The organism is Yersinia proxima, assembly GCF_902170785.1.
In the GTDB taxonomy this organism is placed as follows: domain Bacteria; phylum Pseudomonadota; class Gammaproteobacteria; order Enterobacterales; family Enterobacteriaceae; genus Yersinia; species Yersinia proxima.
Map to the genome: position 1 here is coordinate 68794 of NZ_CABHYG010000011.1, position 23889 is coordinate 92682.

Sequence of the window (23889 nt, forward strand, 5' to 3'; positions counted from 1 at the left end):
TCGAATTATTTAGGGTATAGATAACTGTTAATAATGACTATAGCGTGATAACGGTGCATTTGAGGAGATAAATAATGAGCAGATGCTCACATAGGTGAGTTCCCGCTTACTTTTCATGTTAACGTCAATACCCAATATCGCCGATTAACCTCTTCAGGAATGTTGTCTTGTTACGCTCGATGATTTCAACCAAGATTTTCCGCCTCGACTTAGGTCGCTTAATCCTTATTCTGGCTGTGATGAGTGCCTTTGTGACACTGGCAAATAGCTTCTATGCCAGTTATCGGGTTCAACGGCAGCTATTGATTGATAACACTCTGGAAGCTAACCGTGTTTATGCCACTAAGCTGGCGTCAAGTGCTGAAATTTTTGTGCGAAGTGCGCAAAAGCAGCTTCATTACAGCAGCATGATCGCCGCTAAGCATTTTGACGATCAGGCCGTTCTGCAAGCAGAAACCGCACGGCTCAAATACCAAACAGACAGTTTTAATTCGGTAGTGATAACGGATGCGCACGGCATTATCCGTGCTACATCGCCAGATAGCTTGCAACTCTTGGGCCATACTTTGACCTCGCCAGGATCGGCGGAAGCGCTAAAAGTCCGGCGTCCGCTTATTAGTAAACCCTATGTGTCAGCAGCCAATAATCTGGTTATCAATATATCGTCACCTATTATCACGCCAGATGGACGCTATCGTGGCTATATAGGCGGGACGATTTATCTGCGTAAGCAAAGTATTTTAAATGAATTATTGGGTGAGCATTATTATCGCGATGGTTCTTACATTGTGGTGCTCGACCGCGATCGGCGCATTCTGTATCACCGGGATGTTAAACGTATTGGTGAGATACTGGAGCCGAAGCCGATTACCGAGGCTGTCAAAAAAGCTGACAATGGTAGTTTGATGGTGACTAGCACCAATGGTGAGTCGATGCTGGCGGGTTACGCTGTTGTGGAGCCGTCAGGATGGGAAATTATTACTCTGCGGCCAGAGTCATCCACTTTGAAACCTCTGGAAGGGTTGATGCTTAAAGGCTTGGGTCACATAGCGCCACTGGCATTACTGACCTTGTTGGGGGTTTGGTTATTATCCCGCTTAATCGCTCGTCCGCTGTGGTTACTGGCAGGTAGTGCTAATGATATGGATAAGCCAGATATTGCCAGCAGCATTAAAGAGATCCCTTCTTGGTATTTCGAAGCGACTCAGCTCAAACGGGCATTGCTGATAGGCATCAGTCTGTTGCAAAAGAAAATCGGTAAGTTAAGGTTTGAGGCCCAAACCGATCCCATGACCGGCCTGTATAACCGACGTGGACTGGCGACAACACTTGAGCCTATCGCGCAGCTCGGGCAGCATTTTTCTGTTATTGCATTGGATATTGATCACTTTAAAGCGATTAATGACTCTTATGGTCATGACGTCGGTGATGAAGTTATCAAACAATTGGCGATACAAATTCGCGAAAGTTCACGTGACAGCGATATCCTGTGTCGCAGTGGTGGTGAAGAGTTTCTGATGTTGTTACCCGGCACTGTGCCTGAGGTTGCCACACAGGTCGCCAGGCGGCTACGGCATAATGTAGAAATGATGATGATAGCAGACGTCCGACCTATCACGATTTCATTGGGTGTGGCGTTCTGGAATGGCGAAGGAATGCCAGAGGATGCGTTGAAACGGGCTGATGAAGCGCTATATCGAGCGAAACAGCACGGGCGTAATCGGGTTGAAGTTTTCTAAATAATAAAAAAGGCGCGCTCCGTGTGGAGTACGCCTTTTTAAACAACAAGTTAACTGACTAGTATCAGTTCATGCCGTATTTTTTCAATTTCTTACGCAGCGTGCCACGGTTGATGCCCATCATCAGGGCAGCGCGGGTTTGGTTGCCACGGGTGTATTGCATCACCATGTCCAACAATGGCTGTTCAACTTCAGCCAGTACCAACTCATACAGGTCACTTACATCCTGACCATTCAGTTGAGCAAAATAGTTCTTCAGTGCTTGTTTAACCGAGTCACGCAAAGGCTTTTGAGTCACCTGATCTTGTGAGTTTACGGTTGCAACGGTCAGTACGTCAGAATTTACGCGTTGTTCGAACATAGTTCTGTCAGCTCTTTTTTCTGTTTACGCAAGATTTTCGAAATATGCCTCCAACGCCTCCAGCTGTTCGCTGGCATCCTCAATGGCGTTGAATGTGCGCCGAAACTGGTCGTTAGGGGCGTGCTCCTGGAGATACCAAGAGACGTGCTTACGTGCAATACGAAATCCCTTGCCTGGACCATAAAAGTCGTGCAATTCCCGTATATGCCCGTCCAACAAGCGCTGTACTTCGCCAAGTGGCATCGGTGGCAGCAGCTCCCCAGTGTCCAGGTAATGCTGGATTTCCCGGAAGATCCAAGGTCTTCCCTGAGCGGCACGTCCTATCATCAGGGCATCAGCCCCAGTGTAGTCGAGCACCGCTCTGGCTTTATGCGGGTCAGTGATGTCGCCATTCGCGATAACGGGAATGGAAACAATCTGCTTAACTGATCGAATACTGTCGTATTCCGCCTCGCCATTAAACAGGCAAGAACGGGTTCGGCCATGAATCGTCAGGGCCTGTATACCACAATTTTCAGCCAGTTGGGCAATTTCTATACAGTTACGGTGTTCGGCAGACCAACCAGTCCGGATCTTCAACGTTACCGGCACATCTACCGCATTAACCACTGCGGAGAGGATCTGTTTGACCAGATCAGGATGTTGCAATAATGCAGATCCTGCCAGTTTGCGGTTCACTTTCTTGGCCGGACATCCCATATTGATGTCGATGATTTGTGCACCATTCGCCACATTGATTTTGGCGGCTGCTGCCATCTCATCCGGGTCGTTACCGGCAATCTGCACGGTACGAATTCCTGGCTCATCGCTATGAACCATGCGCAAACGCGACTTATCCGTCCGCCATACCTCTGGGTTAGAGGAGAGCATTTCAGATACAGTCATCCCAGCCCCCATGCCGTGACATAGCGCTCTGAAGGGGCGGTCTGTTATACCAGCCATCGGGGCGGCAATCAGGCAATTTGTAAGCTGGATGTGTCCAATACGCATAGACAAAGAATGACCACACTGTGTCCGTAAGGGCGCGTATATTACGCATTTTTGCGCTCAGATGAAAGGCCAAACTTTGACCAATTGATGAAAAAAGAGCGATAAGTTATAGGATAATCTTGGTCGATTAATAATTTATTTATATATAACAATTGGTTATCTTGGTGTGGTTAATTTGTGCGCTTTAGGATTTTATACTAAACAACATGATTATCGACTGCTGACGCAGCATAACTATGGTCGAAAGTGCTGATTTATTCATCAAATCAATGATAAAGAGTAGATGTAAATGAGTCCGGCATCTCATTTCAGTTAAAAATAATGCCCGATGGATTGCGGCCTGGTGCAGAGAAATGCTAGCGCTATTCTTCGAATTTGGCGTCACAGCTAATTTGGCGTCACAGCATTGGCATCACAATACTGAATGTAAGCTGCAACGCCAATAATTTGCTGGCGGTATTACTTCTTGATGCCGGTGATGCGGCACCACTCTTCTTTCTCTGCCACTGGGTCGAGAGTGAATTTATCCTCGTAAGCCTGTGCGACACCCGCCGCTTGCGTAGCCAACACACCTGACAAGCCAAGATGGCCACCTGCCACCGGCAAGACACTAATCAACGGCGCAAGTTCGCGTAATGGGCCAGCCAGAATATTGGCGACCACCACGTCAGCAGATAAATCGGCTGGCTGATCTTTGGCGAGATACAGCTCCAGACGTTCTGAAACGCCATTACGTTGCGCGTTATCACGACTGGCCTGAATGGCCTGCGGATCGATATCAATGCCAATAGCGCGCGCTGCACCGAGTTTTAGCGCGGCAATCGCCAGAATGCCAGAGCCACAACCGAAGTCGATAACTGTTTTCCCTTCCAGACTGAGGCCATCAAGCCATTGCAGACACAGTGCGGTCGTCGGGTGGGTGCCGGTGCCAAAAGCCAAACCGGGGTCAAGCATCACGTTAACGGCAGTAGGGTCGGGCACATCGCGCCAGCTCGGGCAGATCCACAGACGTTCGCCAAAACGCATCGGATGGAAGTTATCCATCCATTCGCGTTCCCAATCTTTATCTTCCAACTGTTCAATTTTATGGATGAAACCTTTACCGATCTGCGGGTGATATTCCAGCATGGCAATCACTTCTGCCATATCGGTTTCTGCATCATACAGACCGATGACATCGGTATCGCCCCACAGGCGGGTTTCACCGGGCAGCGGTTCAAATACAGGGTTATCGTGGGTATCCTGGAAAGTTACGGATACTGCGCCACTTTCGATGAGCGCGTCCCCAAGGGATTCGGCCTGATTGCCGGTGGTGTTTAATTTTAGTTGGATCCAAGGCATAGCTTTTCTCTCAAAAGTTCAATCCCCTTCATCTTTCAAGTCGCAGGGGTGTTGGCTGCGCGTATTCACCCGAATCACTTACTTGTGTAAGCTCATCGGGATGCCCTCGCTTGCCGCCTTCCTGCATCTTGAAATCTATTGGGTATAAAATCGAGCCGATATAAATTAATCGTTTCTAATCAGCGCTAACTACCACGGGCTGCCGCGCTCGCGCCCTATCGCCAAACTGATTACCGATATAAAACGCCAGCAGGTTAAGCACCAGAGAGGGCACTATCGGATGCAAACCAGCAATCTTAATGTCGAAACTGGCCAGAACTGTATAGCATATCGCACCGACGATCATTGAGCTAAGGGCACCGTGAGCATTGGCGCGCTCCCAGTACAATCCTAACACCAGTGGCCAGAGGAATACGGCTTCCAGGCCACCAAAGGCTAATAGATTCAGCCAGATAATCATTTCTGGTGGACGCCAGGCGGCAAGCAGCAGTAATAGCCCGAGTATCAGTGTCGACATGCTGGATATACGTGTCAGTTTACGCTCATTCTTCAGCTCCTCCGGCCACAGATTGAGGTATAAATCTTTCACGATGGTGGCAGAGGATTGTAGCAACTGGGCATTGATGGTCGACATAATCGCCGCCATCGGTGCCGCCAAAAAGATCCCGGCAGCAAAGGGGGGCAGCACGGTTATCATCAGTGTCGGGATCACTTGATCCGGGATCTTCAGATCCGGCAACACCGCCCGGCCTAATGCACCAGCTAAATGCATACCAAACATCAAGATTGCCACCACAATGGTGCCGAGGATAATGCCGCGATGCACCGCTTTACTATCACGGTACGAAATACAGCGTACGGCGGTATGTGGTAGGCCAATAACCCCGAAGCACACCAGGATCCAGAATGATGCCATAAACGGCAGATCGAGGATCTGATCGCCACCCTGCGGAGAAACCAGTGCGGGATCAATATGCTGTAGGGTTTCGACGGCTTTATGTAGCCCACCTGCGGCATGGATAACCGCCACCAACAGCAAAATAGTGCCGACCAACATCACCAGCCCTTGCATGGCGTCGTTGAGTACACTGGCGCGAAAACCACCAAAAGAGGTATATAGCGCGATGCTGATACCGAAAATTAGTAAACCCGTGTCATAAGGGATACCCGCTGCTGTTTCCAGTAAGCGAGCGCCGCCGATAAATTGCACTGTCATGGCGCCGACAAATGCTACCAGTAAGCTGAGGCTGGCAAGCCATACCAATAAGCGGCTCTGGTAGCGGGCATACAACATGTCGTTGAGGGTTACAGCATTATAACGGCGCGCCAGAATGGCGAATTTCTTGCCCAATACGCCCAGTGACAACCACACCGCTGGCAATTGAATCATGGCCAACAGTACCCAGCCAAGGCCATATTTATAAGCAGCACCCGGCCCGCCGATAAATGAGCTGGCACTGATATAAGTGGCGGTCAGGGTCATTGCCAGTACGAATCCCCCCATCGAGCGGTTGCCGATGAAGTATTCATTAAGGAAATTTCCGGTTTTGCGGCGGGTATAAGCATAAACGGATAAGCCAAATACCATGACCAGATAGCCCACTAATGGCAGGATGACATCAGTTTGCATTGTCGTCCTCCAATGGAATATCACGAAATATGATGCGTACCATTAACCAGCACAGCACAATAAACAGCAGTGGCAGTGCAATACAGGCGGCTTCAAACCAGGCCGGTAGACCGCTTATCCCAGCAATGTTGCCCGGTAAATACGCCGTTATTATCCACCCAGCCAGATAAGCCAACGTTAAGCCAAAGGCCCAGCGCGCTTCTTTATTGGCTTGTAGGAACCTTGTGTCCATATTCTCTCCAATACCCTTCGTACTTGGCACAACAGCGTTGTTAGCTACTCTCGCTCACTCGAATCACTTACTTATGTAAGCTCATCGGGATAAGCTCGTTTGCTGCCTAGCTGTAGCACCAATTACTTTGGGTAATTACTCTTTAGCGCTACAGCGTTGTTAGTTACTGCTATGCAATACACCAGCTATATCAATCAAAAGAAAATCAAACAAAGAAAAAGGCCGATGATTAACCGGCCCTGATATAAAAGGTAAAACACATGAAAGGCGAAATATTAGGTTTCTTGCAACCCGAGTTTTTTCTCCAGATAGTGGATATTGGCGCCACCGTGCTGGAAGTTTTCGTCGTTCATGATGCGTTGCTGTAACTCAACGTTGGTCTTGATGCCATCGATAATGAGTTCTGCCAGCGCATTTTTCATGCGGGCGATAGCAACATCACGGTTTTCACCGTAAGTGATCAGCTTGCCGATCATGGAGTCATAATATGGCGGCACAGTATAACCGGCATAAATATGAGACTCCCAACGCACACCAAAACCACCCGGCGCATGGAAGCGGGTAATTTTACCCGGACTCGGCAGGAAGGTATTCGGGTCTTCGGCGTTGATACGACATTCTACTGCGTGACCATGAACTTTCACTTCATCTTGTTTGATGGAGAGAGGTTGGCCCGCAGCAATACGTAGCTGTTCTTTGATCAAATCAACACCGGTAATCATTTCGGTAACCGGATGTTCAACCTGAATACGGGTGTTCATTTCGATGAAATAGAACTCGCCGTTTTCATACAAGAACTCGAAAGTCCCTGCGCCACGATAGCCGATTTCCACACAGGCTTTCGCACAGCGCTCACCGATATGACGGCGCATTTCGCTGGTGATGCCTGGTGCTGGTGCTTCTTCAACCACTTTCTGATGGCGGCGCTGCATAGAACAGTCACGCTCAGCCAGATAGATAGCATTACCTTGACCGTCCGCCAAAATCTGAATTTCGATATGGCGTGGGTTTTCCAGGTATTTTTCCATGTAAACAATGTCGTTATTGAAAGCCGCTTTGGCTTCCGCACGGGTCATGTTAATGGATTGCTCAAGATCTTTGTCGTGACGCACCACACGCATACCACGACCACCACCACCACCTGATGCCTTGATAATGACCGGATAACCGATTCGTTTGGCAAAGGCTTTGTTCTTGGCAGTGTCGTCGTCCAGTGGGCCATCAGAGCCAGGCACACAAGGTACACCGGCTTTCTTCATGGCATTTATCGCCGAAACCTTGTCACCCATCAGGCGAATGGTTTCGGCGCGTGGGCCGATGAAGATGAAACCTGAACGTTCTACCTGTTCGGCAAAATCAGCATTTTCAGACAGGAAACCATAGCCGGGGTGAATAGCCACCGCGCCGGTGATCTCAGCAGCAGAAATGATTGCTGGAATGTTCAGATAGCTTTTAACAGAAGGTGCGGGACCGATACAGACAGTCTCGTCAGCCAATAACACGTGTTTAAGATCACGATCCGCAACAGAGTGAACTGCAACAGTTTTGATCCCCAGCTCTTTACAAGCTCGCAGGATACGTAGCGCAATCTCACCGCGGTTAGCGATTACGATTTTATCAAGCATGGAACGCCTCGTTACTCGATGACGACAAGAGGCTCGTCGAATTCAACCGGTTGACCGTTTTCAACCAGAATGGCTTTTACAGTACCGGATTTATCTGCTTCGATTTGGTTCATCATTTTCATCGCTTCAACGATGCAAAGAGTATCACCAACAGAAACTTTCTGACCTACTTCAATGAAGGATTTAGCATCCGGGCTCGGGGTGCGGTAGAACGTACCGACCATTGGGGAGCGCACGATATGGCCACTGATGGCTGCTGGTGCTGCGGCTTCAGCTGGTGCTGGAGCAACGGCGGCAGCCAACGCTGGTTGTTGCTGTGGTGCAGCAAAAGCATATGGCTGTTGCATCATTGGGTAGTTTGGTGCGGCGGGAGCACGACTGATACGTACTGACTCTTCGCCTTCTGAGATTTCCAGCTCTGAAATGCCGGACTCTTCAACCAGTTCGATCAGTTTCTTAATCTTACGAATATCCATGAGTGTGATTCCGTACTCTTTGTGTGTTGCAATTAGTTGGATTTTGACAAGCGATTTACCGCTGCCTGTAAAGCAAAGTTGTAGCCATCTGCGCCAAGTCCACAGATTACGCCAACCGCGATATCAGAGAGATATGAATGATGACGGAAAGGCTCCCGGGCATGCACGTTAGACAAATGAATCTCGATAAACGGGATCTGCACACCTAACAGCGCATCGCGCAGTGCAACACTGGTGTGTGTAAACGCTGCCGGGTTGATCAGGATAAAGTCGGTATTACCCCGCGCCTGGTGAATTCTATCGATCAGCACATGCTCTGCATTTGACTGCAAGTGGGATAGCACCACATCCATTCCCTGAGCTTGAGTCTCTAATTGACTGACAATCTCAGCCAAAGTCGTGTAACCGTACTTTTCCGGTTCACGGGTTCCAAGCAGATTCAAGTTAGGGCCATTCAGAAGCAAAATGTGAAACTTATCCGACATTGTGCTGGTATCTCCGGCAATTAGTACATCATCGTAAAAAATAACCTGATGTCACCGATTTGTCACCTTTTTACGATGAATTTGACACTGCGATCGGTACTAAGGTCGGGCATTATAATGATATCGTAGCAATTAGCAGCTAAATACTGGTCTTATCAGCGAAGATATTCAATAGAAAAAATAGCGAACTGTGCGTTCAACATTATTTATGATGGGGATAACCACGATAAGTTCAGACTGTTAGCGGCACCATTGCCGAAATTTTTTATAACGTAACGCCAATAATATTGCTGCCGTCACTGCGTAAATAATGGGAAGTGGCGATAGGGTTTTCAGCGACCAAAGATAATGAATCGGTGCAAGAATGGCGACAACATACACCAAATTATGCAATTTTTGCCAGTTAGCTCCCATTTTTCGTTGCGCCCATAAGGTGGATGTCACGGCCAGTGACAGTAACAACAACCAACTGATTATGCCCAACGTAAGATAAGGGCGGGTCACCAGTTCACGTCCCAGCAGTCCGATATTGCTCAGCCCAAGTTCCAATACCGAGTAGCTCACCAAGTGCAAGGTTCCCCAGGCAAAACACCATAAACCCAATAATCGACGACAGCGGATCAGCAGTGGTTGCTTACCATAGCGCGCCAGCGGCGTGACCAACAGTGTCGCTAATAATAATTTCAGTGTCATGCGTCCGGTAAAGTGTTGAATGTCTTTGGCGGGATCAGCACTGAACCAACCTTGATCTACCGATAAAATCAGCCATATAAACGGCAGTGCGGCGGCCAGCCAGATAGCCACCTTGATCCACTTGATTTGTCGTAAAGTCAGTCGCATTAGAAGTTTTTCCGTAGATCCAGGCCACGATAGAGTGAAGCTACCTGATCGGCATAGCCGTTAAACAGTAATGTCGGTTGGCGCTGAACATCAAGAATTCCGCCGGAGCCAATAAAGCGTTCGGTTGCTTGCGACCAGCGCGGGTGGTCGACATGTGGGTTCACATTGGCATAAAAACCATATTCGTTAGGCGCACTCAGATTCCAGGTCGTCGGAGGTTGCTCATGAGTCAGATGAATATGAACGATGGATTTTATTCCTTTAAAACCGTATTTCCAGGGGGTGATGAGGCGTAGTGGCGCGCCATTTTGTGGTGGCAAGGTTTTGCCATAGACACCCAAGGTCATAAAAGCCAGTGGGTGCATTGCCTCATCCAGCCGTAATCCTTCGACATAAGGGTATTTCAGACCGCCGCCGATAAAGCGATCTTCTTGTCCCGGCATTTGATCCGGTGCGTAAAGTGTTTGAAATGCGACATAGCGGGCATTGCTGGTGGGTTCAACTAACTTGAGTAATTTCCCCAATTCAAAACCAATCCACGGTACAACCATTGACCAGGCTTCAACACAGCGCATGCGGTAAATACGTTCCTCGAGCGGGAAGCGTTTTATCAGGTCATCAATATCAAGTGTCATGGGCTTGGCGACGTCACCGTCGATTTTTATCTGCCAATCCTCGGTTTTCAGTGTTCCGGCATTGGCGGCAGGGTCAGCCTTATCCAAACCGAATTCATAGAAGTTATTGTAGCCGGTGACTTTATCTTCCGGCGTTAGCGCCAAGTCTGGGTGGTAAACCGTTGATTTGGTGAAATCCAGTGGCTTGCCAGAAGGGGCTTTGGGACGGTCGTTTCCTTTAAACCATGCCAGCAAATCAGCCTGTGCCGATGTGGGCAATGCCAGTGTAGCGGCAGTGACTCCCAATGCCTGTAGTACCTTACGGCGCTGATAGAAAACACTTTCTGGTGTTACATCAGCTTCGGTCAGTTTGCGCGGCGTGGCAGCATTACGCAGAGAATGGGGTAAAAAGTTGCGCATAAAATGACTCCGTCAAACAGGGGTAGACATACCAACCTTATTGACATTAATCATGGCGGCTTATGGGGATAAGTGCTAGTAGGCGGAGGGAAATTTGAAAATCATTACAATGGAAATGATAAGTCGGGGGGTATAATCCCCCCGAGGTACTAAATTAGCGTACTTTCACCAGGGTTCTACCTGTGACTTCATTTGCCAACAGGCGAGCAGCGATAGTCGGTGCATCAGCGAGTGTAATGGCTTGCGAAGCCTGCTGATAGAAACTTTCAGGTAAAATTTTCTGTAATCGTTGCCAGGCTTGTAGGCGGCGATGTTGCGGTGTCATCACTGAATCTACCCCTTGCAACCGCACATTGCGCAGAATAAATGGCATCACGGTCGTCGGGAGTGAATAGCCTCCAGCCAAACCACAAGCTGCGACAGTGCCGTTGTAATTCATCTGTGCCAGCACTTTAGCCAATAACTTGTCGCCAACGGTATCAATCGCACCCGCCCATAATTGCTTCTCTAGTGGACGTGAAGCATCAAGATAATCATTACGCGATAGCACCCGATGAGCCCCCAGGCTTTTCAGGTATTCGCTGTTGCTGTCTCGGCCCGAAATAGCGGCAATTTTGTAACCCAGTGCGGCAAGTAAGGCAATTGCTGTACTGCCCACACCACCGCTGGCTCCGGTAACCACCACTTCTCCGCTATCCGGTGTCACGCCACCTTCTTCTAGCGCCATGACGCACAGCATTGCGGTAAATCCCGCAGTGCCAATAATCATGGCCTTACGCGGTTCCAACCCTTCAGGCATAGGAACCAGCCAATCGCCATTGACGCGAGCCTGTTCTGCCAAACCACCCCAATGATTTTCCCCTACGCCCCAACCGGTCAGTAAAACCGACTGACCGATATGAAAACGTGGATCTTCGCTACTGTGAACGGTGCCAGCAAAATCGATACCTGGCACCATCGGGAATTCACGGATAATCTTTCCTTTACCCGTGATAGCCAGTGCATCCTTATAATTCAGGCTAGACCAATTGACATCAACCGTGACATTACCGGCTGGCAACTGTGAAGGGGATATCTCACGCACTTCTGCAGTAGTACGGCCTTCAGTTTGCTCAAGTACAAGCGCTCGCATATGGCACTCCAGAAAAACAGAAAAAGAATGATTTAAGAGTGAGCCAATATAGCGACAACATCAACCTTTGAGCCTGATCAAGAACAAAAATCAGGTGGTTGATTTCGCCCATGACTATCCTTGAAAGAGGATTCACCAAAGTTCAGGGAAAAAGGCTGAGTTATTGTGTTCTGGTCGCATTATGAAGTAAAAAACCAGTATTATGTCGGTATTCTGACATATAGTGTTTTTCTCGAAGGAACTGAGGCATTTTTTCATTGAATTGCGCTTCGCAAGGTTAAAGGATGCGATTTACAACCAAACTTTCTGTATTTATGACCTTGTTGGTCGTATTGGCGATGTGCTTAGTGCTGCTGGGGAGCACGGCTAGTTTCTTTTATTTATGCCAGAAAAAAATGGAGCATCGGCTTCAGAGCATTGTGACAGCTTATGATCAGTCATTGCTGTTACAACCTGCTGATAAAGAACGCGAATGGCTACCTATAATGATGCGAACTCTGGGGGTGCTGGAAGTTAGCGTTCAAAATGAAGACCGCATTTTGTACCAACTAAAACTTTCCGCCATTTATACCCCCTGGAACAGTCAAAACCGCCCCCGTAGCCTGGTTGTTCCTATGTTGCATCAACCGGGGGCCTCTATGCACTTCACTTATATTGACCCCTTAAACAGCTATGCCCGTTCCCTTTATGCCGCTGCCATTTTATCGTTGGCGGTGGTGATTATTGCGATAACACTGTTGTTGAGTTTCCGTTGGTTGCGTGAACAGACCGCCGGCCAGGAAAAACTTGAATGGCGGGCTAAACGGATCCTAAATGGTGAACGTGAATATGCCATGAATAGTGACGGCCACGAATGGCCGCCTTGTGCCAGCCGTGCCATAGACCAGCTATTGGCTGAGTTGATAGAAGTAAGAGAAGAACGTAATCGCGTTGATACATTGATTCGTACTTTTGCCGCACAGGATGCCAAAACCGGTTTCAGTAACCGCCAGTTTTTTGATAATCAATTAACCACTCAATTGGAAGAACCTGGTGCCCACGGGGTTGTGATGATGGTGCAGCTACCAGATTTTGACAGCTTAATTGAAACGGATGATCACCAGAAAGTACAAGAACTGATGCATTCGCTGATTAACCTGCTTTCGACTTTTGTTACCCGGCATCCTTCTGCGTTATTGGCACGTTATCATCACAGTGATATCGCGATATTACTCCCCCATAAAACACTAAAAGATGCTGATGTTATCGCCGCTCAATTGGTGCATGCCCTTGGGGCATTACCCGATTCACAGGTTATTGATCGCGAATCACTGTTGCATATTGGCATTGTGGCGTACCGCAATGGCGATTCGGCAGAGCAGGTAATGGATAATGCTGGGCAGGCGACTAAAAATGCGGCGATGTATGGGGGTAACGGCTGGTATGTCTATGATACCCACGTAGCAGAAAAAGGGCGAGGTAGTGTTAAATGGCGCACTTTGTTAGAACAAACGCTGGCTAACGGTGGCCCTCGGCTTTATCAGAAACCGGTTGTTACCGTTGACGGCAAAATCCACCACCGGGAAATAATAAGCCGCATATATGATGGCGAACAAGAATTACGCGCTGCCGAATTTACACCGCTGGTGCAATTGTTCGGTCTGGGTGAGCGCTATGACCGTCAAAAAATTGATCGGATAATTCCTTTATTAGCTTTATGGCCGAATGAAACTCTGGCATTTTCTATCAGCGTTGATTCATTATTGCAGCGTCCTTTCCAGCGCTGGCTGCGTGATACGCTGTTGCAATGTAGAAAATCAGATAGAGAGCGAATTATCTTTGAACTTGCAGAGGCAGATGTGTGTCAATATATCAGCCAAATACGCCCGATGATGCGTTTATTGCTGGGTGTGGGTTGTAAGGTCATGGTGTCGCAGGCCGGATTGACGGTGGTCAGTACGTCATATATTAAGTCTCTTCGGGTTGAAATGATTAAACTTCATCCTGGATTAGTTAGAAGTATTAATTTGCGTTATGAAAATCAGTTGTTTGTCGAGAGCCTGACCGGTGCTTGTGCTGGAACGCATGCAAAAGTTTTTGCAGCAGAAGTTCTTACCCGGCAAGAATGGCAAACTCTGAAGGAGAAAGGTGTTTACGGTGGACAGGGCAATTTTTTTGCTCCGCCAACGCTTTTAAACCCTGGAAAGAAAAAATATTCGTATTAGAGCCATGTTTAGCCTGATCGTTGAGCAAAAATTAACGTAGAATGTGCCAGTCATTTCCGTAAATCGTTGGTGGGTGCTTACTTCCGACGAGAATCAGGTTAAATGTTAGATTTTATGTGCTGTGTTACGCCGGTCGTTGCGCAGAGTCTGTGTTGTACCGAGGGTTTATTCAACCTTTTCAAACGACATGGGTTCATGATGGAGCGAGATGTCAATAACGCAGCTACTTTTTCACCGAATCAGGACGTTTTTGCGCCTTGTCGCTGCTTCGTGTGGTTGGTAAAGTAGGCGGATTTTATTTTCCGCCCCCAGCTTGCAGGATTATCCTTTCGTTATGTTTAAGAAATTTCGTGGCATGTTTTCCAACGACTTGTCCATCGACTTGGGTACCGCCAATACCCTTATATATGTTAAAGGACAAGGCATTGTACTGAATGAACCTTCAGTGGTTGCTATTCGCCAGGATCGTGCCGGTTCCCCGAAGAGCGTTGCGGCTGTGGGCCATGATGCCAAACAGATGCTTGGGCGTACCCCCGGCAATATCGCAGCAATTCGTCCGATGAAAGATGGCGTTATCGCCGACTTCTTTGTCACTGAAAAAATGCTGCAACACTTTATTAAGCAAGTTCACAGCAACAGCTTTATGCGCCCAAGTCCGCGTGTATTGGTGTGCGTACCGGTCGGGGCAACTCAGGTTGAGCGCCGTGCGATCCGTGAATCTGCTCAGGGTGCAGGCGCCCGTGAAGTGTTTTTGATTGAAGAACCTATGGCTGCGGCAATTGGCGCAGGCTTACCGGTTTCTGAAGCAACCGGCTCAATGGTTGTGGATATTGGTGGCGGTACTACAGAAGTGGCCGTTATCTCTCTGAACGGTGTGGTTTATTCTTCTTCAGTGCGCATCGGTGGTGACCGCTTTGATGAAGCCATCATTAATTACGTGCGCCGTAACTACGGTTCCCTGATTGGTGAAGCAACGGCTGAACGTATCAAGCACAGCATTGGTTCTGCATACCCAGGTGATGAAGTTCTGGAAATTGAAGTTCGCGGCCGTAACCTTGCAGAAGGTGTGCCACGCGGCTTCACTCTTAACTCCAATGAGATCCTTGAAGCGCTGCAAGAGCCGCTGACGGGTATTGTTAGTGCAGTCATGGTTGCGCTGGAACAGTGCCCACCAGAATTGGCATCTGACATCTCTGAGCGCGGTATGGTGTTGACCGGTGGCGGCGCATTGCTGCGTAACCTGGATCGCCTGCTGATGGAAGAAACAGGTATCCCGGTTGTGGTAGCAGAAGATCCATTGACCTGCGTTGCGCGCGGCGGTGGTAAAGCGTTGGAAATGATCGACATGCATGGCGGCGATTTGTTCAGCGAAGAATAGTCAGCCAAAACAAAAGAAGAGGACTTGATCGGATAACCGTATTCTGTACGCATCAGGTCAAGTGCTTCTTTTTTTGTCGTCGAGGAATACGCAAAATTTATGAAGCCGATTTTTAGCCGGGGTCCATCCCTGCAACTGCGGTTGTTCTTTGCCGTTCTTGCAGCCATTGTTTTGGTTATAGCGGATAGCCGATTGGGTACATTTGTTAAAATACGTACCTATATGGACACCGCCGTTAGCCCTTTCTATTTTTTGGCCAATGGGCCACGCAAAGTTCTCGACAACGTTTCTGAAACTCTGGCTACCCACCAACAGTTGGAGCTGGAAAACCGTGCGTTGCGCCAGGAGCTATTGCTAAAAAATACTGATCTGCAGTTGTTGGGGCAATTTAAGCAGGAAAATAATCGCTTACGTGAATTGCTCGGCTCTCCGCTGCGTCAGGATGAACAAAAAATGGTGACGCAGGTGATGTCCAGTGGGACAGACCCCTATAGTGACCAAGTGGTTATCGACAAAGGTTCTAACAATGGGGTGTACGAAGGCCAACCGGTTATTAGTGATCGCGGCGTCGTAGGCCAGGTTGTTGCGGTCAGTAAACTCACCAGCCGCGTATTATTAATCTGTGACACCTCTCACGCGCTTCCTATTCAGGTTTTACGAAATGATATTCGGGTGATTGCCGCCGGTAGCGGTTGCACTGATGACTTATTATTAGAGCACTTGCCTAGCAATACCGATATTCGTGTTGGTGATGTATTAGTGACGTCCGGGTTGGGCGGCCGTTTCCCTGAGGGATATCCGGTCGCGGTGGTTTCTTCCGTTAAAGTTGATAACCAGCGAGCCTATACTGTGATTCAAGCGCGCCCAACCGCTGATTTACAGCGCTTACGTTACCTGCTGTTATTATGGGGTGCGGATCGCAATGGGGATATTCCATTACCACCCGATGAAGTTCGTCGCGTCGCAAATGAGCGCCTGGCTCCCATGATGTCGCAAGTATTGCCTGCCGCAGATGCCATGGGCCCTCCGGCACCGCCAGCAGCAGCGGCCCCAACAGCAGTGACTGCTCCGGGAGTGTCACCATGAACCGTTACAGCAGCAATGGCCGTTGGGTTATCTGGTTATCCTTCCTGATTGCCATGGTGCTGCAAATCATGCCGTGGCCTGAACAGATATATATGTTCCGGCCCTCATGGCTAGCATTAGTCCTAATCTATTGGGTTATGGCATTGCCACACCGCGTGAATGTAGGGACAGGCTTTACTCTTGGGCTGATTATGGACCTTATTTTGGGTTCCACTCTCGGTGTACGAGCGCTGGCACTGAGTATTATTGCTTATCTGGTCGCGTTTAAGTTTCAGCTATTTCGCAATATGGCTTTGTGGCAGCAGGCGCTTATTGTGATGTTGCTGTCGCTGACGATGGATGTCGTGGTGTTTTGGTCTGAGTTTTTAGTCAGCAATGTCTCATTCCGCCCCGAAGTCTTCTGGAGTAGCGTGGTCAACGGTATCTTGTGGCCGTGGCTATTTTTGTTAATGCGTAAAATTCGCCGTCAATTCTCGGTGCAATAAGGACTTAAGACTCATGACCGCCCTGTACCTCGCCTCTGGCTCTCCGCGCCGCCGTGAATTACTGACTCTGCTTGATGTCCCTTTCGAGGTACTGAAAACAGACGTTGAAGAGCAGCGCAGAGCCGAGGAAAGTGCACAACAATATGTCCAGCGTTTAGCGCAGGATAAAGCACGAGCAGGGGTGAGTGTCGCACCACAGGATTTGCCGGTACTCGGTGCAGATACCATTGTGGTGTTAAATGGGCAAGTATTAGAAAAACCACGGGATAAAGTGCATGCACAGCAAATCCTGAGTGCACTGTCTGGAAAGCAGCACCAAGTGATCACTGCGGTGTCTCTCGCTGACCGGAAAAATATGTTATCTGCCATGGTTGTGACAGATGTGACATTTCGCGTGTTATCCCAGTTGGAAATCAGTGACTATATTGCTACCGGTGAACCCATGGACAAAGCGGGCGCTTACGGTATTCAGGGGAAAGGTGGTTGTTTCGTCAGATCCATTACCGGCAGTTACCATGCTGTGGTGGGGCTGCCGTTAGTTGAAACCCATGAATTACTAAGTAATTTCATTGCGCTACGTAATGTGAGAGGAATACATGACAGCTGAATTACTGGTCAATATTACACCGTCTGAAACGCGGGTTGCCTATATTGATGGCGGCATCCTACAAGAAATACACATCGAACGAGAAGCTAAAAGAGGGATCGTCGGTAATATTTACAAAGGTCGTGTTAGCCGGGTTTTACCGGGGATGCAGGCGGCCTTTGTTGATATAGGTCTGGATAAGGCCGCTTTCCTTCATGCTTCCGATATCATGCCTCACACCGAATGCGTGGCTGGGGATGAGCAGAAAAATTTCAATGTGCGCGATATCGCTGAACTGGTTCGTCAGGGGCAGGATCTCATGGTACAGGTGGTGAAAGATCCGCTTGGCACCAAAGGCGCACGTTTGACCACCGATATTACCCTACCTTCCCGCTATCTGGTGCTTATGCCAGGTGCTGCCCATGTTGGTGTTTCCCAGCGTATTGAAAGTGAAGCTGAGCGCGAGCGCCTGAAAAAAACCGTGGCAGAGTATTGCGATGAGCAAGGTGGTTTTATTATCCGTACCGCCGCGGAAGGGATTGGTGAAGAAGAACTGGCCGCTGATGCCGCTTTCCTCAAGCGTTTATGGACAAAGGTTCAGGAACGTAAAAAACGTAATATTACTAAATATAAGCTATACGGTGAAATGGCGCTGGCACAACGTGTACTGCGGGATTTTGCCGGTGCAGCATTGGATAAAATCCGCGTCGACTCCAAATTGACCTATGATTTGCTGGTGGAATTTACCAGTGAATATATCCCAGAAATGACCGAAAAACTGGAGCTGTATGCGGGTAAGCAGCCCATTTTTGACCTCTATGATGTCGAGAATGAAATACAGCGATCATTAGAACGCAAAGTTGAATTAAAATCAGGCGGTTACCTGATTATCGACCAGACCGAAGCCATGACCACCGTGGATATCAATACCGGTGCTTTTGTCGGTCATCGTAATCTTGATGAGACTATTTTCAATACCAATATTGAGGCCACTCAAGCTATCGCGCGCCAGTTACGGCTGCGCAATCTGGGTGGAATTATCATTATTGATTTCATTGATATGAGTAACGAAGAGCATCGTCGGCGAGTCCTGCATTCACTGGAACAAGCACTGACTAAAGATCGAGTAAAAACCAGTATTAGCGGTTTCTCTCAGCTAGGCTTAGTAGAGATGACTCGCAAGCGCACGCGAGAGAGCATCGAGCATGTATTATGCAATGAGTGCCCAACCTGCCGTGGCCGTGGCACGGTAAAATCGGTAGAAACCGTGTGCTACGAGATCTTGCGCGAAATTGTCCGTGTTCACCATGCTTATGATTCTGACCGTTTCCTGGTTTATGCTTCTCCAGCGGTGGGGGAAGCACTGAAAGGTGAAGAATCTCATGCACTGGCTGAAGTGGAAATCTTCGTTGGTAAGCAAGTGAAAGTTCAGATTGAACCACTGTATAACCAAGAACAATTTGATGTGGTGATGATGTAAGAGCCCCCCGGTCTTACAGCTTGCAGCGGATGGCAAGGAGAGAAGTGTGAGGCGACTGCCCAGGATAATGTTTGCGACAGGCGCCACAATAATTGTTGTGGTTGCACTGTTGGTCAGTGGGCTGCGCATGATGTTGCCGCTTATCAACGATTATCGTCCACAAATCGTGGCCAAGATTCAGTCCATCAGCGGTATTCCACTGGAAGTGGGATTTATGCAAGGGACGTGGGAAACCTTTGGTCCGACATTGGAATTGCGTGATATTCGCGCTAAGTTGCCGAAAGCTGACTGGCAAGTGCAACGGGTGACTCTTGCGCTTGATGTATGGCAGTCATTGCTACATCGGCGTTGGCAATTCCGTGATATGACTTTCTATCAGTTGCAACTGGATCTCCATACCACGTTAGATAGGCAGCAGAGCAATGGCAACAGCTTTGAAGCCAGCACTATCACTGATATCTTCTTACGTCAGTTAGATCACTTTGATCTGCGTAACAGCCGTATTTCTTTCCTTACCCCATCAGGCCCGCGCGCCGAATTAGAGATTCCACAACTCACCTGGCTTAACTCCCCAGCCCGGCATCGTGCTGAAGGGCAAATCAGCCTGTCGACCATTAATGGTCAGCATGGCGTGCTAATGGTGCGGATGGATCTGCATGATAATCAGGGGATTTTAAGTAACGGTACTGTTTATATGCAGGCCGATAATATTGATGTAAAACCCTGGATTAGCCGTTGGCTACACACCAATACCGGGTTGGAGAGTGCTGAGTTCAGTTTGGCGGCGTGGTTGAGTATAAAAAGTGGCGAAATCTACAGCGGCAATGTATTGCTCCGTCAGGGGCAAGCCAATTGGACGGTGGAAGGGGAATCTCATCAGTTAGCAGTAGATAACTTGGTGTTGGAAGGCAGCCGTCATGGCAATGGTTGGCAAATTGATGCGCCAGAATTGAGTCTGAAAACCGATGGGCAACCTTGGCCAAAAGGGCATTTATCTGCGCTGTGGTTACCGGAAAACACCCAATTTATTGGGCCAGACCAATCTCAAGAGTTACGCATTCGTGCCACTAATATTCAGTTAGAGCGAGTCGGGCCGCTATTACCCACTTTGTCACTGTTGACCCCCGAGCTTATGAATCACTTAGCTGATTTGCGGCCTCAAGGGATCGTCGATGCTTTGGCTTTGGATATTCCTATCAGCCAGCCGCAAAAGACCCGTTTTCAGGCGAAATGGCACGATATCAGTTGGCAGCATTGGGATATGGTGCCGGGGGTGAATAATTTTGCCGGTTCACTCAGTGGCTCCGCCGAGCTTGGGCGGCTGGATATCAACTTGAAAAACAGCACATTACCTTATGGCGATATGTTCCGTGCGCCGCTAGAGGTCAGCCAGGCTAGCGGCACGGTGAACTGGCAGGTTGATGATAACGGCTGGGAGTTGTGGAGTGATCAGCTGGATGTCAGGGCTAAATCATTGTGGGCCAATGGCAGTTTCCGTTATATGCAGCCAGACACGGGGCAGCCGTGGCTTAAGATTCTAAGTGGTATCCGTTTGTATGATGCGGCAGATGCCTGGCGTTACTTCCCGGTGCCCTTAATGGGTGGAAAGCTGGCTGATTATCTGACTGAAGCATTGCAGGGAGGGCAGGTCGATAACGCTACGTTGATTTACAACGGCAATCCTCACGATTTCCCCTATAAGCATAAAGAAGGCCAGTTCCAGGTTTATGTTCCGCTGCGTAACGCGACCTTCCAGTTCCAGCCAGATTGGCCCGCGTTAGATAATTTAGCCATCGACCTCGACTTTATCAATGAAGGCCTGTGGATGAATGCGCCTCATGCCATGCTGGGTAAAGTTACCGGTAGCAATATCAGCGCTATCATTCCGGACTATCTGAAAGAAAAACTCTATGTTGATGCTGAAGTCGCCGGTGCAGGGCGTGACGTCCATGACTACTTTACCAAAACTCCACTCAATGATTCGGTAGCGGAAACACTGGAAGAGTTGCAGGTAGGAGGTAATGTTAGTGGGCGCTTACATCTAGATATCCCATTGGAAGAAAACCGCATTACTCATGCCAGCGGTGAAGTCACACTAAAAAATAACAGCCTGTTGGTGAAGCCGTTGCAAAGCCAACTGGAGAATATCAGCGGTAAATTCCGTTTCAATGACGGTAATCTTGAAAGTGATACTTTATCAGCCAACTGGTTTGGGCAGCCGTTAACCGTTGATTTTACGACCGAAGAGCAGCCGAAGAACTTCCTGGTGAATGTTGGGCTGCACGGCGACTGGTTACCCGCCAAGTTGCCGGGCGTACCGAGCGATGTGGCCAAGTTACTGAGTGGCAGCGCCAACTGGCAAGGTAAAGTCGTGGTGCAATTGCCTAAAAATGGTAAGCCGGACTACAAAATTGATGTGACAGCCGATCTTAAGAAAGTGAGTAGTCACTTACCGTCACCGCTAGATAAATTAAGTGGTCAGCCGTTACCACTACAGGTACAAGCAGTCGGTGGTCTGGAGAGTTTTACCTTGTCGGGCAGTGCGGGTAGTCACAATACTTTTAATAGCCAATGGTTGATGCAAAAACAGCAAGTAGAGTTGGCGCGCGCTATCTGGCAGACCGCCACTATTTTAAAAACAGACAGCAAAAAAGTGCCGCCATTGCCAGATGATAACGGTTTGGTGCTCAAGTTGCCTAACCTCGATGGTGAGCGCTGGCTGGCTTTGTTGGGAGCGGAGTTTGCGGCGGTCAGTGCACCTTTTGCTGCATCAGATCAACCCGCAATTAAGGGTGGTCAGTCCAGTGTCATTCTTCCTAAGCGACTGATATTGCAGACACCTCAGCTCTTGGTGGGTGGTCAGGCTTGGCACAATCTGACCTTACAGGTCGATCCGTTACCCTCCGGGACAAAAATCACGGCACAAGGTCAGGAAGTGAATGGTCGTCTGCTTATGGCGGCAAGTGGGCCATGGCATGCTGATTTTGATTACCTTTATTACAACCCGCAGTGGACGGGAAATGAAAAGAAAGACCCACTGGCGCAAGCGGCATTGCAGGAGCCACAAAGCATTAGTAATATCCGCTTCCATGACTGGCCAGCCCTGCAACTACGCTGCAAGGATTGTTGGATTCTTGGGCAGAGTGTCGGGCGAGTTAATGCAGATTTGACCCCGAAAGGTGACACGTTGGTGCTCACTAATGGGCTAATCGAAGCGGGTAATGGGCGGGCGAAAGTTAGCGGGCAGTGGCAACAAGACAGTTCAGGTGATAAAACATCGCTCAATGTTGCGCTAAGCGGGCCAAAAATTGATGAAACTATCTCGTTCTTTGGCCTGACGACGCCGATAAAGAATGCCTCGTTTGATATTAATGCTGACGTCAATTGGCGTGGGGTTCCGTGGCAACCGCAGATTAATACCCTGAATGGCACGTTAAAGAATAGATTGGGCAGAGGCCAACTGACGGATCTCGGTGGCGGCCGTGCGGGTCAGTTATTGCGTCTGGTGAGTTTTGACGCACTATTACGTAAGCTCCAGCTTGATTTTAGTGATACGTTTAGTCGTGACTTTGCGTTTGATTCTATTCGCGGCACCGCCAATATCAAAGATGGCGTGATGCATACCAATGACTTAGTGGTTGATGGGTTGGCGGCTGATATTGCCATGAGTGGGAATGTTGATTTGGCGAAACGTCAGATAGCCATGGAAGCCGTCATTACACCAGAGATTTCTGCCACTGTCGGTGTCGCCACTGCTTTCGCGATTAACCCGGTGGTTGGGGCTGCGGTATTTGCAGCCTCGAAGATTTTAGGGCCATTATGGAGCAAGGTTTCGCTGATTCGCTACCAGATTACTGGCAGCTTGGATCAACCTACCATCCATGAAGTATTACGCCAACTAAAGGAGAGTAAGGCGCCATGAAAAATGCCAATGTTGCATTATTACAGTTATGCAGCGGTGAAAATACCCGTGACAATCTGGCTCAGATTGAGCAGCAGATCAAACAGTTAAACTCAGGTATTCAACTGGTTATGACGCCTGAAAATGCATTGCTATTTGCCAATGCAGCCTCATATCGTCACCATGCCGAGCAACATAATGACGGGCCATTGCAGCAAGAAGTCCGCGAGATGGCGCGTAAGTATGGTGTCTGGATTCAAGTGGGATCTATGCCGATGATAAGCCGTGAGTCACCGGATCTTATCACCACCAGTAGCTTGTTATTTGACTCTCAAGGCGAACTTAAAGCTCGTTACGATAAAATTCATATGTTTGATGTGGATATCAACGATGTGCATGGCCGTTATCGCGAGTCTGATACCTATCAGCCGGGTGAACACCTTACAGTGGTTGATACGCCGGTAGGTCGCCTCGGCATGACGGTTTGTTATGATTTGCGCTTCCCAGGTCTGTTCCAGGCTTTGCGGGCGCAGGGAGCCGAGATTATTTCAGTCCCGGCGGCCTTTACAAAAGTGACCGGTGAAGCTCACTGGGAGATCTTATTGCGCGCACGGGCAATTGAAAACCAGTGCGTGATACTGGCTGCAGCACAAGTAGGGCGTCATGGCGCGACCCGCCGTACCTGGGGCCATACCATGGCAGTAGATGCATGGGGTAAAATCATTGGGCAGAACCCGGATGCAGTTGCTGCTTTAAAAGTCAAAATTGAAACCACAGGTTTGAAAACTATTCGTAATCAGATGCCGGTATTACAGCACAATCGCTTTGTGTCATCGCTTGTACCGCGATTATCTGATTCAAAACAATCATCTAAATAAAGAGTG

20 protein-coding genes are annotated in these 23889 nt (G+C 48.7%); 9 read left to right on the top strand and 11 right to left on the bottom strand.

All coding sequences use genetic code 11. From position 1 onward, the window contains the following. Window positions 1-179: 179 nt before the first annotated feature. Entirely contained in the window at window positions 180-1739 is a 1560-nt protein-coding gene (locus tag FTB31_RS09175) for a sensor domain-containing diguanylate cyclase (RefSeq protein ID WP_227720307.1), read from the top strand. Between the two features lie 64 nt (window positions 1740-1803). Here FTB31_RS09175 and fis read toward each other — a convergent pair whose 3' ends face one another. The 11 genes from fis to acuI all read right to left on the bottom strand — a co-directional run bounded on the left by fis (window position 1804) and on the right by acuI (window position 11885). Next, on the bottom strand, window positions 1804-2100 hold the full coding sequence (gene fis, locus FTB31_RS09180; RefSeq protein WP_002210061.1) for a DNA-binding transcriptional regulator Fis: 297 nt from the start codon (window positions 2098-2100) through the stop codon (window positions 1804-1806). 24 nt (window positions 2101-2124) lie between these two features. Then, entirely contained in the window at window positions 2125-3090 is a 966-nt protein-coding gene (gene dusB, locus FTB31_RS09185) for a tRNA dihydrouridine synthase DusB (protein ID WP_050078208.1), read from the bottom strand. Window positions 3091-3549: 459 nt separating this feature from the next. After that, complete coding sequence (gene prmA / locus FTB31_RS09190) at window positions 3550-4431, bottom strand: 50S ribosomal protein L11 methyltransferase (protein ID WP_050078209.1); 882 nt, start codon at window positions 4429-4431, stop codon at window positions 3550-3552. A 175-nt stretch (window positions 4432-4606) separates the two neighbouring features. After that, window positions 4607-6061, bottom strand: coding sequence for a sodium/pantothenate symporter (panF, locus tag FTB31_RS09195; RefSeq protein WP_050078210.1), 1455 nt, complete (start codon window positions 6059-6061; stop codon window positions 4607-4609). Then, entirely contained in the window at window positions 6051-6293 is a 243-nt protein-coding gene (locus FTB31_RS09200) for a YhdT family protein (protein WP_019080086.1), read from the bottom strand. Before FTB31_RS09200 ends, panF begins: the two co-directional genes overlap by 11 nt. Window positions 6294-6568: 275 nt before the next feature. Beyond that, window positions 6569-7918: an acetyl-CoA carboxylase biotin carboxylase subunit gene (gene accC / locus FTB31_RS09205; protein WP_050078211.1), complete on the bottom strand. Its 1350-nt coding sequence runs from the start codon at window positions 7916-7918 to the stop codon at window positions 6569-6571. An 11-nt stretch (window positions 7919-7929) separates the two neighbouring features. Further along, a complete protein-coding gene (accB, locus tag FTB31_RS09210; protein ID WP_004392389.1) occupies window positions 7930-8394 on the bottom strand; it encodes an acetyl-CoA carboxylase biotin carboxyl carrier protein in 465 nt (154 codons plus the stop codon). Between the two features lie 32 nt (window positions 8395-8426). Next, on the bottom strand, window positions 8427-8879 hold the full coding sequence (aroQ, locus tag FTB31_RS09215) for a type II 3-dehydroquinate dehydratase (protein ID WP_050078213.1): 453 nt from the start codon (window positions 8877-8879) through the stop codon (window positions 8427-8429). A 240-nt stretch (window positions 8880-9119) separates the two neighbouring features. After that, the gene (gene msrQ / locus FTB31_RS09220) at window positions 9120-9719 is read right to left on the bottom strand and encodes a protein-methionine-sulfoxide reductase heme-binding subunit MsrQ (protein ID WP_077175486.1); all 600 of its coding nucleotides are present in this window, start codon (window positions 9717-9719) and stop codon (window positions 9120-9122) included. Then, on the bottom strand, window positions 9719-10753 hold the full coding sequence (gene msrP, locus FTB31_RS09225) for a protein-methionine-sulfoxide reductase catalytic subunit MsrP (RefSeq protein WP_077175485.1): 1035 nt from the start codon (window positions 10751-10753) through the stop codon (window positions 9719-9721). The genes msrQ and msrP overlap by 1 nt, the downstream gene beginning before the upstream one ends. Before the next feature lie 154 nt (window positions 10754-10907). Continuing rightward, window positions 10908-11885, bottom strand: a complete 978-nt coding sequence (gene acuI, locus FTB31_RS09230) for an acrylyl-CoA reductase (NADPH) (protein ID WP_077175484.1) — start codon at window positions 11883-11885, stop codon at window positions 10908-10910. Window positions 11886-12169: 284 nt separating this feature from the next. Here acuI and csrD point away from each other — a divergent pair, with 284 nt between their 5' ends. The 8 genes from csrD (at window position 12170) to nit1 (ending at window position 23883) form a co-directional block, all read left to right on the top strand. Next, on the top strand, window positions 12170-14089 hold the full coding sequence (csrD, locus tag FTB31_RS09235) for an RNase E specificity factor CsrD (protein WP_050078218.1): 1920 nt from the start codon (window positions 12170-12172) through the stop codon (window positions 14087-14089). 334 nt (window positions 14090-14423) lie between these two features. After that, window positions 14424-15467, top strand: a complete 1044-nt coding sequence (mreB, locus tag FTB31_RS09240) for a rod shape-determining protein MreB (protein ID WP_002228205.1) — start codon at window positions 14424-14426, stop codon at window positions 15465-15467. Window positions 15468-15566: 99 nt separating this feature from the next. Next, window positions 15567-16553 carry a rod shape-determining protein MreC gene (gene mreC / locus FTB31_RS09245; RefSeq protein ID WP_050078219.1) on the top strand — a complete coding sequence of 329 codons (987 nt, stop codon included), beginning with the start codon at window positions 15567-15569 and terminating at the stop codon, window positions 16551-16553. Further along, on the top strand, window positions 16550-17038 hold the full coding sequence (mreD, locus tag FTB31_RS09250; RefSeq protein ID WP_005163138.1) for a rod shape-determining protein MreD: 489 nt from the start codon (window positions 16550-16552) through the stop codon (window positions 17036-17038). Before mreC ends, mreD begins: the two co-directional genes overlap by 4 nt. Before the next feature lie 13 nt (window positions 17039-17051). Then, window positions 17052-17645, top strand: coding sequence for a Maf family protein (locus FTB31_RS09255; protein ID WP_050078220.1), 594 nt, complete (start codon window positions 17052-17054; stop codon window positions 17643-17645). Beyond that, the gene (rng, locus tag FTB31_RS09260; RefSeq protein ID WP_005174333.1) at window positions 17635-19104 is read left to right on the top strand and encodes a ribonuclease G; all 1470 of its coding nucleotides are present in this window, start codon (window positions 17635-17637) and stop codon (window positions 19102-19104) included. The genes FTB31_RS09255 and rng overlap by 11 nt, the downstream gene beginning before the upstream one ends. A gap of 46 nt (window positions 19105-19150) precedes the next feature. Then, window positions 19151-23026 (top strand): AsmA2 domain-containing protein YhdP, encoded by a 3876-nt coding sequence (gene yhdP / locus FTB31_RS09265; protein WP_227720274.1) that lies wholly within the window; start codon window positions 19151-19153, stop codon window positions 23024-23026. After that, the gene (gene nit1 / locus FTB31_RS09270) at window positions 23023-23883 is read left to right on the top strand and encodes a deaminated glutathione amidase (protein ID WP_077175482.1); all 861 of its coding nucleotides are present in this window, start codon (window positions 23023-23025) and stop codon (window positions 23881-23883) included. The genes yhdP and nit1 overlap by 4 nt, the downstream gene beginning before the upstream one ends. Window positions 23884-23889: the final 6 nt, after the last annotated feature.

Excerpts from the sequence above, each read along its gene's own strand:
- FTB31_RS09175 (WP_227720307.1), top strand. The coding sequence starts at position 180 with ATGATTTCAACCAAGATTTTCCGCCTCGACTTAGGTCGCTTAATCCTT.
- fis (WP_002210061.1), bottom strand. The coding sequence starts at position 2,100 with ATGTTCGAACAACGCGTAAATTCTGACGTACTGACCGTTGCAACCGTA.
- dusB (WP_050078208.1), bottom strand. The coding sequence starts at position 3,090 with ATGCGTATTGGACACATCCAGCTTACAAATTGCCTGATTGCCGCCCCG.
- prmA (WP_050078209.1), bottom strand. The coding sequence starts at position 4,431 with ATGCCTTGGATCCAACTAAAATTAAACACCACCGGCAATCAGGCCGAA.
- panF (WP_050078210.1), bottom strand. The coding sequence starts at position 6,061 with ATGCAAACTGATGTCATCCTGCCATTAGTGGGCTATCTGGTCATGGTA.
- FTB31_RS09200 (WP_019080086.1), bottom strand. The coding sequence starts at position 6,293 with ATGGACACAAGGTTCCTACAAGCCAATAAAGAAGCGCGCTGGGCCTTT.
- accC (WP_050078211.1), bottom strand. The coding sequence starts at position 7,918 with ATGCTTGATAAAATCGTAATCGCTAACCGCGGTGAGATTGCGCTACGT.
- accB (WP_004392389.1), bottom strand. The coding sequence starts at position 8,394 with ATGGATATTCGTAAGATTAAGAAACTGATCGAACTGGTTGAAGAGTCC.
- aroQ (WP_050078213.1), bottom strand. The coding sequence starts at position 8,879 with ATGTCGGATAAGTTTCACATTTTGCTTCTGAATGGCCCTAACTTGAAT.
- msrQ (WP_077175486.1), bottom strand. The coding sequence starts at position 9,719 with ATGCGACTGACTTTACGACAAATCAAGTGGATCAAGGTGGCTATCTGG.
- msrP (WP_077175485.1), bottom strand. The coding sequence starts at position 10,753 with ATGCGCAACTTTTTACCCCATTCTCTGCGTAATGCTGCCACGCCGCGC.
- acuI (WP_077175484.1), bottom strand. The coding sequence starts at position 11,885 with ATGCGAGCGCTTGTACTTGAGCAAACTGAAGGCCGTACTACTGCAGAA.
- csrD (WP_050078218.1), top strand. The coding sequence starts at position 12,170 with ATGCGATTTACAACCAAACTTTCTGTATTTATGACCTTGTTGGTCGTA.
- mreB (WP_002228205.1), top strand. The coding sequence starts at position 14,424 with ATGTTTAAGAAATTTCGTGGCATGTTTTCCAACGACTTGTCCATCGAC.
- mreC (WP_050078219.1), top strand. The coding sequence starts at position 15,567 with ATGAAGCCGATTTTTAGCCGGGGTCCATCCCTGCAACTGCGGTTGTTC.
- mreD (WP_005163138.1), top strand. The coding sequence starts at position 16,550 with ATGAACCGTTACAGCAGCAATGGCCGTTGGGTTATCTGGTTATCCTTC.
- FTB31_RS09255 (WP_050078220.1), top strand. The coding sequence starts at position 17,052 with ATGACCGCCCTGTACCTCGCCTCTGGCTCTCCGCGCCGCCGTGAATTA.
- rng (WP_005174333.1), top strand. The coding sequence starts at position 17,635 with ATGACAGCTGAATTACTGGTCAATATTACACCGTCTGAAACGCGGGTT.
- nit1 (WP_077175482.1), top strand. The coding sequence starts at position 23,023 with ATGAAAAATGCCAATGTTGCATTATTACAGTTATGCAGCGGTGAAAAT.